Here is a 12,612-nt window from a genome sequence, read left to right as displayed (position 1 = left end):
TCTCGGCGCAATGCATCATTTACCCTCATTGTCCTCTGGCGCAGATGATCGCTCTGATTCAGGAGCGCGTTCATCAGCGCCGGGCGGGACAGCCAAAGCATTGTTGCGACGCTCCTCCGCAGTTTGCGCTTCTAAAGCCTCAGCATCCCGGGCTTCCAGCCGCGCGCGAGCTTCAGCCGCTTTAGCTTCCCGCTCTTCCCGCTGGGCTTCTATCTCACGCAGCCGTTCTTCTACAGCTTCGGCTTCTTCGTCTATCCGGGAGAGGCGTTTTTGCCGTTCTTCCTCGATTAACTTGCCCCAATTGACCGTGTCATCCTGCCCTCTTTCGGCATAGGCCTGAGTCAATAAGCGCTGCGTACAGCCGGTAAAGCCGCCAGCACCCACGGGTGAACAGCTTTGCGTGCCGTTTTTGCCAACATATTCATAGGACCGGACCCGTTCTGACCATGCCTGGTTCTTGGCATCGCTGGGGTCCCCGCCGCGCAGCGTTTCAGGAATCCGGTAACGTTCTGATTCATCCTTACGCGCGCAGACGACAATTTCTCCCTCGCTGCTTTGCGGGCAGGGGTCATCGCCATAGACGACCAGTTGATTTATCCTGTCACCGGCCTGATCCTGAGCAGATACGGGGCTGGTCAACAGGCTACCCGCGAAGAGCAGGCTCGCTGAAAGAAGTGCGGTCTTTTTCATATATTATCCTTTGCCATCACCGGAATGAACCGGCGCTGAAGTCTTTAAATCCGTTTTGATAGCCCTATTGCAACCTTGCATCCCAAACGGATGACTGCACTTAAAAGCGGATATCCGGGTGTTTCTTCGGCTCCCGCATCAATCGCGGCCTGCTTGTGCTCCAATTCCTCTTCCCGAAACTCTGCAATCTTGCCAAGCAATTCAGGATCATTTTCGGTTGCAAGCTGCTCCATCTGCTCCTGATAGTGCAGATCAATCTCCGTTTCGACCGCCGCCGTGCAGGCCATGGCGGCGCGTGGTCCCATAATCGCTGTTCCCGCGCCCAGTGCATAGCCCGCCACTTTCCAGAAGGGTTGCAGCATCGTTGGCCGAACATTGCGCTCTATTATCATCTGGTCAAACGCATCCAGATGCCGTTGTTCCTGCTCAGCCATATGATGGATCGCGCTGCTATCGGGCGCGTCATCACCCATTACGGCCAGCTGCCCTTTATAAATTTGCGCTGCGCCATATTCACCGGCCTGATTTACCCGGATCATTGACGCAATATCCGGCTTTACTTTTCCTAAAATTGGTGAGTTTTCAGACATTATCCACATCCTTTTGGCTCAATGCCAACAATCCCAAGATGATCATTGCGCCGCCAACAGACAAGAGGAAATTAAACCCGGCCAATGAAATGCCAAAAAGCGACCATGGCGCAACATCACATCGGACCAGCGGAGCGTTCATAATCGAACCGAGCATATCGTCGCCAGCCGTAATATTGGTCGCACAAGACGTCAGCCCTTCCCACCAGCCATATTCAACTCCGGCGTGGAAACCACCGATCAACCCGCTGATCAGGATCGCCAATGCCGCAGCAATTACCAGATATTTTGCCAATGGTCGCTGGTATAGGGCGCTCGCGGCCAGCGCAAAAAATATGGCTGCGAAATGCGGCCAGCGCTGCCACATGCACATTTCACACGGATAAAGGCCAAAAATATATTGGCTTATCAAAGCTCCGCCAATCAATGCCGCAGGAATAGCGAGAGACAATCTTAGCGCCGCGTAAGAAAGAGCCATATCCGGCTTCCTATTTTTTCACGCTTGCCGGTTGCGCTGGTTTCTTCACTTGCACTTTTTTAGCCGCCTTGTTCATCGCAAGCTTCAACCCTTCCGGTCCTAAACGGCCAAGGGTTTGCAGGGCATAATGCAATTGGAAATCCTCGATACCCTGTTCTTTCAATTCTTCGGCGCTGGCCTGAAAACGCGGATCGTCCTTGCTGTCTTCTTCCAGTACCTCGTCTTCCAGACCAAGTTCATTGATAAGATGCTTACGCAAATCCGACTCGCGGAAACGTGGACGGGTTTTATAATCGGGGTCGGATAGCTGAGGCACCCGGATATCCGGTTCAATACCACCTTCCTGAACCGATTTTCCCGACGGCGTATAATAGCGCGCCGTGGTTAGCCGCAAAGCAGAGCTATCGGATAAAGGCAACAGAGTCTGCACTGACCCTTTACCAAAGCTGCGCTCGCCCATCACCAGTCCGCGATGATGGTCCTGTAACGCACCGGCAACAATTTCCGAAGCTGAAGCGGAGCCCGCATCGATCAGGACTATGACCGGCAAACCATTTGCCGCATCGCCCTTGGTAGCAAAATAGCGTTCGATATCGGATTTGCCACGACCGCGCTGTGACACGATTTCACCGTGAGACAGGAAGACATCCGAAACATTCACCGCTTCATCAAGCAACCCGCCCGGATTGGAGCGCATATCAAGTATATAACCCAATGGTTTGCGGCCCAGCGCCTTATCAATGCCGGTAATGGCGGCGGCAACATCAGCTCCGGTATCGCTGGAAAAACTGTTGATGCTGATCACGCCAACTTTATTTTTAACTTCCCAGGTGACGGGTTTCAGATCAATGATCGCCCGGTTCATCGACACATCAAACGGTTTGTCCCGACCTGGCCGGACGAGGGTTATGCTGATTGGGGAGCCGGGCTTGCCGCGCATTTCCTCAACCGCTTCATCCAGCGAACCGCCATAAATGAGCTTACCATTAATATGGGTAATATAGTCACCAGCCTTCACCCCTGCTTTATCTGCAGGCGTGTCTTTAAACGGTGCAATCACTTTCACCGCACCATCTTCCATCGTCACAGACAAGCCAAGGCCGCCGTAATTACCGTCTGTCTGGGTCCGCAGATTTTCAAAATCGCGCGCATCCAGAAAGCTGCTATGCGGATCAAGACTGGCCAGCATGCCGTTAATCGCGCCCTTGATCAGATCCGCATCATCCACCTTATCAACATAATCCGACCGGACCCGGTCAAACACGCTCATAAATTGTTCCATCTCGCGATAGGTGCTGGCATCAACAGCCGAAATAGCAGATGTCGTCGCAGGCAAGAGCGCCACGGACAACACCAGAGCGGTAGCTTGCAAAAATGGCTTTTTCATAATCGGCATCCTGTGAACATCTGTGGCTTATGAATATAAACCTTAAATCGGAATAATGCCAACCACCTTAACGAACGATGATAGATACCGGCAAAAGCCGGCCCCTTCGTCATCCCCAACCCACAAGCGCAGCAATATCAATCGGACGACCATGGCGGCGTAGTTCCAGAGTGATGCTGGAATTAGCACGGCCAGTATGGCCAAGCGTATCGCCCTGCTCCACTTTGTCACCGACCGCTACGTCGATAACAGCTAAATTGGTAATCAGGCTGGTCCAGCCGCCGTCATGCTCGATAATCAGAATATTGTTATAGCTGCCATAGCTACCGGCAAAGGCGATGCGACCTGCCGCTGGAGCAACAAGGGGCACATTGGGCCCGGCAGCTATCGTCAACCCGCGAGAGCGATAACCGCTATCCGATATTTCACCCAGACCAGTGACAATATCACCGGCTACAGGCAGGCGGTAAGCATGGGTGCTGCTTTTATGCTTGGGTCCGGACCGTATCGGCAACGCACCATCATGTTTGGGATTCAACATAGGCCCGTCAAGCTTAGCCAGCGATTCGCGCACTGCGCCGCTTTCGCGAATCTGGCCCATCAAATCAAGCATATCCCGGGCTTCTTCGCCCAGTGCCAAAGCGTGGTCTTGTCCTACACCAGCGTAAAATTGCGGCAAGTCAATCTGTCCACCCGCTTTCAGATGGGCCAATTGGTTGCGTCGCTGCGTCAGACGCCTTTGGCTTTCGTCAAGCGACACCATCGCCTTCGCCGACTGCATACGCAACTTCTCCCCTTGCCGGACTTCGTTACGCAAGCTGGCAGTGCGTCGTTCGATTTCGGGGATTACCGTGGCCATAATCGAACGAATATAGATAAGCTCATCCAGCGACCGCGGCTCAACCAAAGCCAGCGCTGTGGGTTTGCGGGTCATCATCTGTAATGCCGCAGTCAAACGCACCACTGGTCCTTGTTTTCGGGCCAGCCGGGCGCGCTGTTGCTCTTGCAGCCCCATAACTATCGCAATGCGCGATTGTGCGGCCCGGATATCTGCCTCTGCCGCTTCTATCCGCGCTGCCATTGCTGCTGCTTCCAGACGGGATTTATCCTTATCATTAGTGGCGGCCTGCGCCTGACGTCTCAAAGCATTGCTGCGCTGCTGCGCCAGTTCCGATTGTTCGCGTGCGGATAATAACGCGCTCTGTTCCTTGCTTAAGGAACCGCCGGGGGTTTGTGCAGATAAAGCCACCGCACTAACAGCACCTATTGCAGCCAGACAGGTCAGAACAAGAAGCCCGCGTATCATCCCCTATCCCTCACGGTGATACGGGTGCCCTGCGATGATCGTGGTAGCCCGGAACAATTGCTCGGCCAGCATGGCTCTGGCCATTAGATGCGGCCAGGTAGCCTTACCGAAGGATAGATAATGATCGGCACTGCTGCGCTCCTCACTGGTCAAGCCATCGGCGGCGCCGATCAAGAACCGTGCTTCCCGGACACCATTGTCGCGCCAGCCACTCAAAATGTTGGCAAATGCTTTGCTGGTCCAGTTTTCGCCGGTTTCATCAAGCGCGATGACCTTCGTCAGACCATCAATTTTCGGAGTTTTTCCACCCTGTTCCGGAAGTTCGCTTAGCTTGATGTCCCAGTTGATCCGTTTGACATAACGGTCAACCAGCTCCTGTTCCGGACTGCGGCCAATTTTTCCGCGAGCAACGATATGCAGCTTCATGACCAATGAAGCCGCCGGATCAGGCTTCAGCCGCTTGTGCTTCGGACGAGTCTTCTTCGCCGTCTTCACCAACCGCCCACATGCGCTCCAGATTGTAAAAGCTGCGCACTTCAGGGCGAAAAATATGAACAATCACATCACCGGCGTCGATCAACACCCAATCTGCATTGGCAAGCCCTTCGATTCGGGCTTCTCCACCTGCTTGCTTGATATGTTCTGCAAGTTTTTGTGCCATGGATGCAACCTGCCGCGTCGAACGTCCTTCGGCGATAATCATATGGTCGGCAATATTGCTTTTACCTTCGAGCGGTATGGAAACAATATCCTGTGCTTGATTGTCGTCGAGCGATTTCATCACGAGAGCATAAAGAGCATCAGATTCAGCTTTTCCTTCCTCGGAAGTCGCGGATTTTAGCACTTTGCTTTTCGGTTTCGTCAATTCAAATCCTATCAATCTGTCTGGCAAACCAATTTATGCGTCACTGTATCGCGAACACAGTGATCTGCATATTGTTTATGCCAATGGGGCCGGGCCATCCGAATCGCGGTGGCAGAGCGGGGATCGGGACGATAGCGCAAGAATGTCAGCGCTGGCGTACTCCAGTTAGTCCAGTTCATCCGCTGGCTCGCAGGCCGGACAGAGCGCCGGAGCCATGCCATTGCGGGCGCCGCAAAAGCATCGTCATCATAGCCGGGACGCGCAATAACTGCAATCGGCAATAGGCGGGCAATTTTACGCCAGTCTCTCCAAAGATGAAATTGCGCCAGATTGTCCGCTCCCATGATCCACATAAATTGCCGCTTTGGGTAGCGCCGGACCAGCGCAAGCAATGTGTCATAAGTATAACGGGTGCCTAATGTCTGCTCTATCGCAGTAGGACGAATCGCACTGCGCCGCGCCATTTCCCGGGCCGATGCCAATCGCGCCGGGAGCGGTGCCATATCCTTGTCCTGCGCTTTTAAAGGATTACCCGGCGATACCAGCCACCATAGTTCATCCAGCGCCAGTTCTTTCATGGCGAACAGGCTGATCGACCGATGGGCACCATGCGCAGGATTAAACGACCCGCCAAGAAGGCCTGTCGTTTTCACCTGATGAAACTCAAGGCCGGACCTGTCCGGTGCCGCGCACCACCCATTTATAGGTGGTTAGCCCTTCCAGAGCGACCGGCCCGCGGGCATGCAGACGTCCGGTAGAAATACCAATCTCTGCGCCAAGGCCAAATTCTCCGCCATCGGCAAATTGGCTGGAAGCGTTCCACATCACAATCGCGCTATCGGTACGCTGAATAAACCGGTTGGCTACCGCTTCATCTTCCGTCACCACGACATCGGTATGATGGGAGCTGTGGCCCGTGATATGCGCCAATGCTTCATCCACACCGCCCACCATTCGCACGGAAACAATCGGGGCAAGATATTCGGTATCCCAATCTTCTTCCTGCGCTGACACAGTGCGCGAATCGAGTTCCATGACAGCATCATCGCCACGCACTTCGCATCCGGCATCAAGCAAAGCGCGTAATAACGGGCCGGGTGCGGGATAATCCTGATCAATCAGCAATGTTTCCATTGCGCCGCAAACGCCGGTGCGCCGCATCTTGGCATTGACCGCAATGGCAATGGCCTTGTCCTGATCCGCCGCTTTATCAATATATGTATGGTTGATACCATCAAGATGGGCGAGCACAGGCACGCGTGCTTCTTCCTGCACTCGCGCGACCAGCGATTTGCCGCCCCGCGGAATAATTATGTCGATCAGGCCAGCCGCTTTAAGCATCGCTCCGACAGCAGCGCGGTCAGTCGTTTGGACCAATTGGATAGCATCGGCTGGCAGCCCCTCTGCTACAACTCCGGCAACCATCGCTTTATGGACAGCCCGGTTGCTTTCAATCGCCTCTGAACCCCCGCGCAGGATGACGGCATTACCCGACCGCAGTCCCAAAGCCGCAGCATCAGCCGTCACATTGGGTCGGCTCTCATAAATTATGCCGATGACGCCAAGCGGCACCCTTACCCGTTCCAGAACCAGACCATTGGGCCGCTCATTCCGGTCGAGGACAGCGCCTACCGGGTCCGGCAAGGCCGCTACCTGCTCCACAGCCGATGCGATCGCTTCCAGCCGCTCTGCGTCAATCATCAGGCGATCAAGCATGGCATCGCTCAGCCCGTTGGCGCGTCCATTGTCCATATCCTTCGCATTGGCGGCAAGGATCGAGGATTGATCGGCACGCAATTGTGCCGCCGCCCCTTTAAGCGCGCGAGCCTTCTGTTCGTCGGTTACGGTTGATAAAGCCGCAAAAGCGGCGCGGGCGCTCTGGCCCATCTCGGTCATAAGTTTTTGCTGTTCAGTCATGACAGCCTGCTAGCATGGCTATTGGCTTGCGATAAGCAAAAAAGTCTTGGGATCTATATATAAAACCAATCATCGCTATAGTGACAAATCGCACAAACGACTCGAAAAATCGCATTACAATGCATTAATTCTGCTTTGGTTCCGCAACTCATCTTATCTCTGCTTCGATTCGTCACGAGTCGAAGCATGATGATTCGCTCCATTCACTCACCTCTGCTAACCGACTGATCGGGGATTAGTCAGAGTATTCGGGAATGCACAATCACAAAATGAAGGGCGGGCTGTTGGCTCGTGTGAACAATATGTTCACGGACCGCGAGTTTTTCATGCGCGCCAATGGTCAGGTCCGGTTCCTGACTATCAGCGCACAATTGCAAAAACGGATCGCCATCACCATCGGTGCCGTGATCGGCCTCTGGTTGGTGGTCACATTGGCTATGACCGTTAGCCAGCTGACCATCACCGGTGAACGGATGGCGCTGGCGCAAAAGGAAGCCGCAGTAAACAGCGACCAGAGTCAGGTTGCCGAGTATAAAGCCTCTATTGACAGTATCGCCAAGGATCTGGTCCGGCGTCAGGATGCAATGGAGCAGATCACCCAACAGTTTATTGGTGAAAATATTGTCTCGGATAAAAAAACAGGTGATCCTGCTGTTTCACTATCCGGCCCTCTTGCAAAGCCGGGGAAAGAAAAACCGGACAATAGCAAAAATATCAGCGCCGCCTTTCCCGAAGCGGCTTTATTAGCCCGGCTCGAAGCCCGCCAGATTGCTTTTGCACAACGGCTGACAGATGTTGCATTGGCACGCACTGCACGCGCTGAAGCAGCCATTCGCAAATTCGGATTTAACCCCGCTACTTTCATTACATCTCCGGCTTCGCTTGAGGGCGTAGGCGGACCGTTTATTCCGCTATTTTCCGAAGATGACAAAAAACTGCATCCCGCATTACAGCGACTGAACAGCGCATTGCTGCGTATGGACAAGATAGAGCGCACCTTGCTGACTATCCCGTCCGCTATGCCCACCGGGATCAGCAAAATATCAAGCGGCTTCGGCTATCGCAGTGACCCGTTCAACGGCGGCGGCGCCATGCATAACGGTATTGATTTCAAAGGATCGCGTGGCCAGCCTATTTTGGCTGCTGCACGGGGTGTCATTACCCATGCCGGGTGGCGATCAGGCTATGGCAAGACCGTAGAAATCACCCATGGAAATGGTCTGATGACACGCTATGCACATCTTTCCAAAATAGAAGTCAAGACTGGCCAAAAGGTCAAACGGGGCATACAAGTGGGTGCAATGGGTAGCACTGGCCGTTCAACCGGCACGCACCTACATTTTGAAGTGCGGCTAAACGGCGGCGCGATCAACCCCCGACCATTTTTAAAGGAGAATACAGATGTTCTCAAAGTTCAAGCCATCGCAAGACAGCGAGCCGACGCCCCAAAACACGCCGCAAAAAAGCCCGCCACCAAAAAGACAGGAACCCGTCGTGGCTAGAAACAACGCAACCAATGGATCAAGTTTCTCCGTTATCGGTGACGGCATCGTCATCACAGGCAATATCGACGCGACAGTTGATTTGCACCTTGATGGCGAAGTGATTGGCGACATCAAATGTCTTTCACTGGTTCAAGGCCCATCCAGCAAAATCCAAGGCGCGATTGTTGCCGACAGAGCCAGCTTGTCCGGCTCGGTTGAAGGCTCCATTGAAGCGGGCGATCTGGTCATCAGTTCCAGCGCGCGGATCGGCGGTGATGTATCTTATGAAAATGTCACCATTGAACAGGGCGCCCATGTGGACGGCAGCTTCAAGCATAAAAGCAGCAGATCAGCTAAACCGGCCCAAACGCAGGCCAAAGCACAGACACAGGCACAGGCAAAACCAGCTGCCGATATGACGAAAGATTCGCTGTCTCTGGAACTGTCCCCGGACGGCAGGGCTGCATAACGCTTTTACAAGCTGTGAACATTCAGGCTATGTTTGGCATAGCAACCGCCATTTCTGTGGTCCGGTCGCGGCATTTTCGTGCGTAATCCCATTCCCGTCGATCGCTTAAGTTCACACCCGGGAAGCTATTTCCTCCGCCAAAGTTCACACAAATCACACATTGTTTTTTCGGAGTTTTCCCGAACGGTGGCGCAAATAAATACCGCAACTATGAGCGTGCGACAATGGGGGCTGCGACAGCCGGAGCAATATTCAAAAATGAGAAAGAGCGGTTTTTTTATATCATAGCCGGAAGCATGTAGGAAAGCGTTCCGGCCTTACAGTTAATTGCGCGGTGCTTGCCGGCGGTAACTAAGGGCCTCAGCCACATGGTTGCGGCTGATCTGCGCCACATCTGCCAGATCGGCAATCGTCCGCGCGACTCGCAACACCCGTGTATAGCCGCGCGCAGACAGGCGCATTGTGTCGGCGGCCTGTGCCAATAATTGCCGCCCCTCTACATCTGGCATCGCAAATTCTTCCAGTGCATCCCCGTCTATCTCTGAATTGGTGCGGGCTTTCAGGTCGGCATAGCGGTTCGTTTGCAGATTGCGTGCCTTGGCCACCCGCGCGGCGACAATATCAGAACCTTCGGCGGGCGGCGGCATCGTCAGATCGGTAGCGGACAAAGCGTCTACCTCGATATGCAAATCAATCCGGTCAAGCAGTGGTCCCGATACTTTCGCCTGATAATCGGCAGCGCATTTAGGCGCGCGCGCACAGGCCAGCGCCGCATCACCCAAATGCCCGCAGCGGCAAGGATTCATTGCAGCCACCATCTGGACACGCGCCGGAAAAACAACATGGGCATTGGCCCTTGCCACGCTGACTTCCCCGGTTTCCAGCGGTTGACGCAGCGAATCCAGCACCGCGCGCTGAAACTCCGGCAATTCATCAAGAAACAACACGCCCAGATGAGCCAGACTGACCTCACCGGGCCGCACTTTCAGACCGCCACCAACCAGCGCAGCCATGGACGCGCTGTGGTGCGGCGCGCGAAAGGGGCGGGTCCTGCTCATCTGTCCGCCCTCCAATGTTCCAGCAACACTGGCGACCATGGATACTTCCAAAGCGTCTGAAGGGGATAACGGCGGTAAAATGCCCGGCAAACAAGACGCGAGCAGCGATTTTCCCGATCCCGGCGGGCCGTTCATCAACAGATTATGCCCACCTGCCGCTGCAATTTCCAATGCGCGCTTGGCTGTCTCCTGCCCTTTTACATCCTTTAAATTGGGTCCATAAACCGGCGCAGGGGCTTCGCCGCTGTCTGGCGGGGTTAGTATCGACTGTCCTTTGAAATGGTTGAGCAACGTCAGCAAATCATGCGGTGCCAATATTTCGATAGTACCGGCCCATGCCGCTTCGCGTCCTTGTAACGCCGGACAAATCAGCCCCAATCCCTCTCCCGATGCGTGGAGGGCAGCGAGCAACACGCCCGGCGTTGCGGCTAACCGTCCATCAAGAGACAATTCCCCTACGACGACATAGCTGGCCAATGTTTCTGCATCTATAACGCCCATCGCTCCGAGCAGCGCGAGCGCAATGGGAAGGTCGTAATGCGACCCTTCTTTGGGCAAATCCGCCGGTGACAGGTTGATGGTAATCCGCTTGGGCGGCAAGGACAGGCCAAGAGCCGCGATTGCAGCGCGCACGCGCTCCCGGCTTTCGCCCACGGCTTTATCCGGCAATCCGACGACATTAAAGGCGGGTAGCCCCGAAGCGACCTGACATTGCACCTCTACCGCGCGAGCTTCCAGACCGAGATAAGCAACAGTAGAAACCAATGCTACCATGTTCCCCCGCCCCCAAAGCCGCCTAAAGCCGTTAGCCCTTGGTCCATGGCAAGGGGTTGGAAAAAAGTCGAGCGGGAACAAAGGCTTGTCCGGAACCGTCAAAACTGCGGGCGCTGGCCTGATCGCTGCGCTTAATATTCACTATATTCCCGATAAGGCGGAGAATAAGCGATCAGACGCGCATTTTCTTCGACAGTCCGGCTTGCGGGGCAAGCTGTGAAACATCACATAGAGTGCATGACAGCGGATTCGGATCACAAACAGGGCAAGAAAGGTCGCCATAAAACAGCGGCCCTGAAAACCGTGCGGTCTGCAAAAGCGACCCGAAACACCTCTGGAACCCGCTTTGCGCTCTCGATAATCGGCTTTACACTGATGCTGATTTCTCCGATCATCGGCGCTTTACCGGGACCGGGTTTTATCATCCTGTTCCCGATCGGTCTGGCGCTGGTGCTGCAAAATTCCCGGTGGGCAAAGCGGCGCTATGTGGATTTCAAACGGCGTTTCCCGCAATATGGCAAGTGGACAGACTGGGCCATGCGGCGCAAACGGCACAAAAAGCTGCCCGATGATTTTGAACTGCCGATATTTGGCAAGGTCAAAACCAAGTCGGAAAGCTGAATTTTTTGCGTTCGCGGCGCTCTAATGCTTGACTTTGCACCGCTTCGCACTTATCCGCAGCGACAACGAGATGGCCGCTGCTTTTAGCGGCTTTTTTAATTTACTTTTCAGACGTAGGATAAACGCGATGAAGCGCACATTTCAACCGAGCCGCCTGGTCCGCAAACGGCGCCATGGTTTCCGCGCCCGCAAAGCAACCGTCGGAGGCCGCAACGTATTGGCGGCCCGCCGCGCTCGTGGCCGCAAAAAGCTCTCTGCATAAAGCAATTCACTGCGTTCACCGCCTACCAAAGGGTGAACGGTGACAGCCAAAACAGACATAATATCCGAATCATCGGAGAGCGTGAGCCATGCTCATTCCGTGAAGGATATTCGGTTTCCTAACATTGAAGTGATTCGCAAGCGGCCGGATTTTCTGGCGGCGAATCGGGGCAAGCGCTTTGTTACGCCGGGATTTGTCCTGCTCGCCTATAAACGCCGCGCGGAACATCCTGTTCCGTCTGACACTATTCGTTATGGCATCACCGTAACCAAAAAAATTGGCAATGCCGTTACCCGCAACCGGATGAAGCGCCGGTTTCGCGCGCTGCTTTGCGAGATGCTCCCACAATATGGTATCTCCGGCGTAGACCATATCATGATAGGCCGCAAAGAGAGCCCGAAAAAAGGTTCAGGAAAGGGCGAGGAACGGGATTTTTCTGCGATGAAAGCTGATCTTGAGAAAGCATTGAAACATCTTGCGAAAAAACTTTAAGCCCTATGTTGAAGGCGGTGTTCATCTTTTTTGTGCGCTGTTGGCAATGTGGCCCGTCGCGTATTTTACCGCCGACCTGCCGGTATAGCCCGACCTGTTCATCCTATGCGATCGAAGCAATAGAAAAACATGGTGCAATTAAGGGTGGCTGGCTGGCCGCGAAACGGCTATTGCGCTGTCACCCGTGGGGGGGCTCCGGTTACGACCCGGTCCCCTGAA

At 54.3% G+C, this 12,612-nt stretch carries 16 protein-coding genes; 6 read left to right on the top strand and 10 right to left on the bottom strand.

Annotated elements, in window-relative coordinates:
• Positions 1-15: 15 nt before the first annotated feature.
• From AB1K62_RS12645 to AB1K62_RS12605, 9 genes are all read right to left on the bottom strand, one after another.
• The gene (locus tag AB1K62_RS12645; protein WP_367004021.1) at positions 16-690 is read right to left on the bottom strand and encodes a hypothetical protein; all 675 of its coding nucleotides are present in this window, start codon (positions 688-690) and stop codon (positions 16-18) included.
• Between the two features lie 44 nt (positions 691-734).
• Positions 735-1,280 (bottom strand): demethoxyubiquinone hydroxylase family protein, encoded by a 546-nt coding sequence (locus tag AB1K62_RS12640; RefSeq protein WP_367004019.1) that lies wholly within the window; start codon positions 1,278-1,280, stop codon positions 735-737.
• A complete protein-coding gene (locus AB1K62_RS12635) occupies positions 1,273-1,758 on the bottom strand; it encodes a disulfide bond formation protein B (RefSeq protein WP_367004017.1) in 486 nt (161 codons plus the stop codon). Before AB1K62_RS12635 ends, AB1K62_RS12640 begins: the two co-directional genes overlap by 8 nt.
• Before the next feature lie 10 nt (positions 1,759-1,768).
• On the bottom strand, positions 1,769-3,145 hold the full coding sequence (locus AB1K62_RS12630) for a S41 family peptidase (RefSeq protein ID WP_367004016.1): 1,377 nt from the start codon (positions 3,143-3,145) through the stop codon (positions 1,769-1,771).
• Positions 3,146-3,254: 109 nt separating this feature from the next.
• Complete coding sequence (locus tag AB1K62_RS12625) at positions 3,255-4,451, bottom strand: peptidoglycan DD-metalloendopeptidase family protein (RefSeq protein ID WP_367004015.1); 1,197 nt, start codon at positions 4,449-4,451, stop codon at positions 3,255-3,257.
• A gap of 3 nt (positions 4,452-4,454) precedes the next feature.
• Positions 4,455-4,877 (bottom strand): 23S rRNA (pseudouridine(1915)-N(3))-methyltransferase RlmH, encoded by a 423-nt coding sequence (locus tag AB1K62_RS12620; protein ID WP_367004013.1) that lies wholly within the window; start codon positions 4,875-4,877, stop codon positions 4,455-4,457.
• Positions 4,878-4,896: 19 nt separating this feature from the next.
• Positions 4,897-5,232 carry a ribosome silencing factor gene (gene rsfS / locus AB1K62_RS12615; protein ID WP_367004060.1) on the bottom strand — a complete coding sequence of 112 codons (336 nt, stop codon included), beginning with the start codon at positions 5,230-5,232 and terminating at the stop codon, positions 4,897-4,899.
• 95 nt (positions 5,233-5,327) lie between these two features.
• Positions 5,328-5,969, bottom strand: a complete 642-nt coding sequence (locus tag AB1K62_RS12610; RefSeq protein ID WP_367004012.1) for a nicotinate-nucleotide adenylyltransferase — start codon at positions 5,967-5,969, stop codon at positions 5,328-5,330.
• Between the two features lie 10 nt (positions 5,970-5,979).
• Positions 5,980-7,233, bottom strand: coding sequence for a glutamate-5-semialdehyde dehydrogenase (locus AB1K62_RS12605; RefSeq protein WP_367004010.1), 1,254 nt, complete (start codon positions 7,231-7,233; stop codon positions 5,980-5,982).
• Positions 7,234-7,487: 254 nt separating this feature from the next.
• Between AB1K62_RS12605 and AB1K62_RS12600 the strand changes: the two genes are divergently transcribed.
• Positions 7,488-8,735 carry a M23 family metallopeptidase gene (locus AB1K62_RS12600; protein WP_367004008.1) on the top strand — a complete coding sequence of 416 codons (1,248 nt, stop codon included), beginning with the start codon at positions 7,488-7,490 and terminating at the stop codon, positions 8,733-8,735.
• Complete coding sequence (locus AB1K62_RS12595; protein ID WP_367004006.1) at positions 8,728-9,186, top strand: polymer-forming cytoskeletal protein; 459 nt, start codon at positions 8,728-8,730, stop codon at positions 9,184-9,186. Before AB1K62_RS12600 ends, AB1K62_RS12595 begins: the two co-directional genes overlap by 8 nt.
• Positions 9,187-9,509: 323 nt before the next feature.
• Here AB1K62_RS12595 and AB1K62_RS12590 read toward each other — a convergent pair whose 3' ends face one another.
• The gene (locus AB1K62_RS12590; RefSeq protein WP_367004005.1) at positions 9,510-11,018 is read right to left on the bottom strand and encodes a YifB family Mg chelatase-like AAA ATPase; all 1,509 of its coding nucleotides are present in this window, start codon (positions 11,016-11,018) and stop codon (positions 9,510-9,512) included.
• A 237-nt stretch (positions 11,019-11,255) separates the two neighbouring features.
• Here AB1K62_RS12590 and AB1K62_RS12585 point away from each other — a divergent pair, with 237 nt between their 5' ends.
• The 4 genes from AB1K62_RS12585 to yidD all read left to right on the top strand — a co-directional run bounded on the left by AB1K62_RS12585 (position 11,256) and on the right by yidD (position 12,611).
• Positions 11,256-11,639 carry a PGPGW domain-containing protein gene (locus AB1K62_RS12585; protein ID WP_367004003.1) on the top strand — a complete coding sequence of 128 codons (384 nt, stop codon included), beginning with the start codon at positions 11,256-11,258 and terminating at the stop codon, positions 11,637-11,639.
• A gap of 127 nt (positions 11,640-11,766) precedes the next feature.
• Entirely contained in the window at positions 11,767-11,901 is a 135-nt protein-coding gene (gene rpmH / locus AB1K62_RS12580; protein WP_367004001.1) for a 50S ribosomal protein L34, read from the top strand.
• 81 nt (positions 11,902-11,982) lie between these two features.
• Complete coding sequence (rnpA, locus tag AB1K62_RS12575) at positions 11,983-12,393, top strand: ribonuclease P protein component (RefSeq protein ID WP_367003999.1); 411 nt, start codon at positions 11,983-11,985, stop codon at positions 12,391-12,393.
• Positions 12,394-12,398: 5 nt separating this feature from the next.
• On the top strand, positions 12,399-12,611 hold the full coding sequence (gene yidD, locus AB1K62_RS12570) for a membrane protein insertion efficiency factor YidD (RefSeq protein ID WP_367003998.1): 213 nt from the start codon (positions 12,399-12,401) through the stop codon (positions 12,609-12,611).
• Position 12,612: the final 1 nt, after the last annotated feature.

Source organism: Parasphingorhabdus sp. JC815 (assembly GCF_040717415.1).
Lineage (GTDB): Bacteria > Pseudomonadota > Alphaproteobacteria > Sphingomonadales > Sphingomonadaceae > Parasphingorhabdus.
This window is presented reverse-complemented; position numbering and strand designations above follow the sequence as displayed.

Coding starts and splice junctions, on each gene's coding strand:
- AB1K62_RS12645 (WP_367004021.1), bottom strand. CDS start 690: ATGAAAAAGACCGCACTTCTTTCAGCGAGCCTGCTCTTCGCGGGTAGC.
- AB1K62_RS12640 (WP_367004019.1), bottom strand. CDS start 1,280: ATGTCTGAAAACTCACCAATTTTAGGAAAAGTAAAGCCGGATATTGCG.
- AB1K62_RS12635 (WP_367004017.1), bottom strand. CDS start 1,758: ATGGCTCTTTCTTACGCGGCGCTAAGATTGTCTCTCGCTATTCCTGCG.
- AB1K62_RS12630 (WP_367004016.1), bottom strand. CDS start 3,145: ATGAAAAAGCCATTTTTGCAAGCTACCGCTCTGGTGTTGTCCGTGGCG.
- AB1K62_RS12625 (WP_367004015.1), bottom strand. CDS start 4,451: ATGATACGCGGGCTTCTTGTTCTGACCTGTCTGGCTGCAATAGGTGCT.
- AB1K62_RS12620 (WP_367004013.1), bottom strand. CDS start 4,877: ATGAAGCTGCATATCGTTGCTCGCGGAAAAATTGGCCGCAGTCCGGAA.
- rsfS (WP_367004060.1), bottom strand. CDS start 5,232: ATGAAATCGCTCGACGACAATCAAGCACAGGATATTGTTTCCATACCG.
- AB1K62_RS12605 (WP_367004010.1), bottom strand. CDS start 7,233: ATGACTGAACAGCAAAAACTTATGACCGAGATGGGCCAGAGCGCCCGC.
- AB1K62_RS12600 (WP_367004008.1), top strand. CDS start 7,488: ATGCACAATCACAAAATGAAGGGCGGGCTGTTGGCTCGTGTGAACAAT.
- AB1K62_RS12590 (WP_367004005.1), bottom strand. CDS start 11,018: ATGGTAGCATTGGTTTCTACTGTTGCTTATCTCGGTCTGGAAGCTCGC.
- AB1K62_RS12585 (WP_367004003.1), top strand. CDS start 11,256: ATGACAGCGGATTCGGATCACAAACAGGGCAAGAAAGGTCGCCATAAA.
- rpmH (WP_367004001.1), top strand. CDS start 11,767: ATGAAGCGCACATTTCAACCGAGCCGCCTGGTCCGCAAACGGCGCCAT.
- yidD (WP_367003998.1), top strand. CDS start 12,399: ATGTTGAAGGCGGTGTTCATCTTTTTTGTGCGCTGTTGGCAATGTGGC.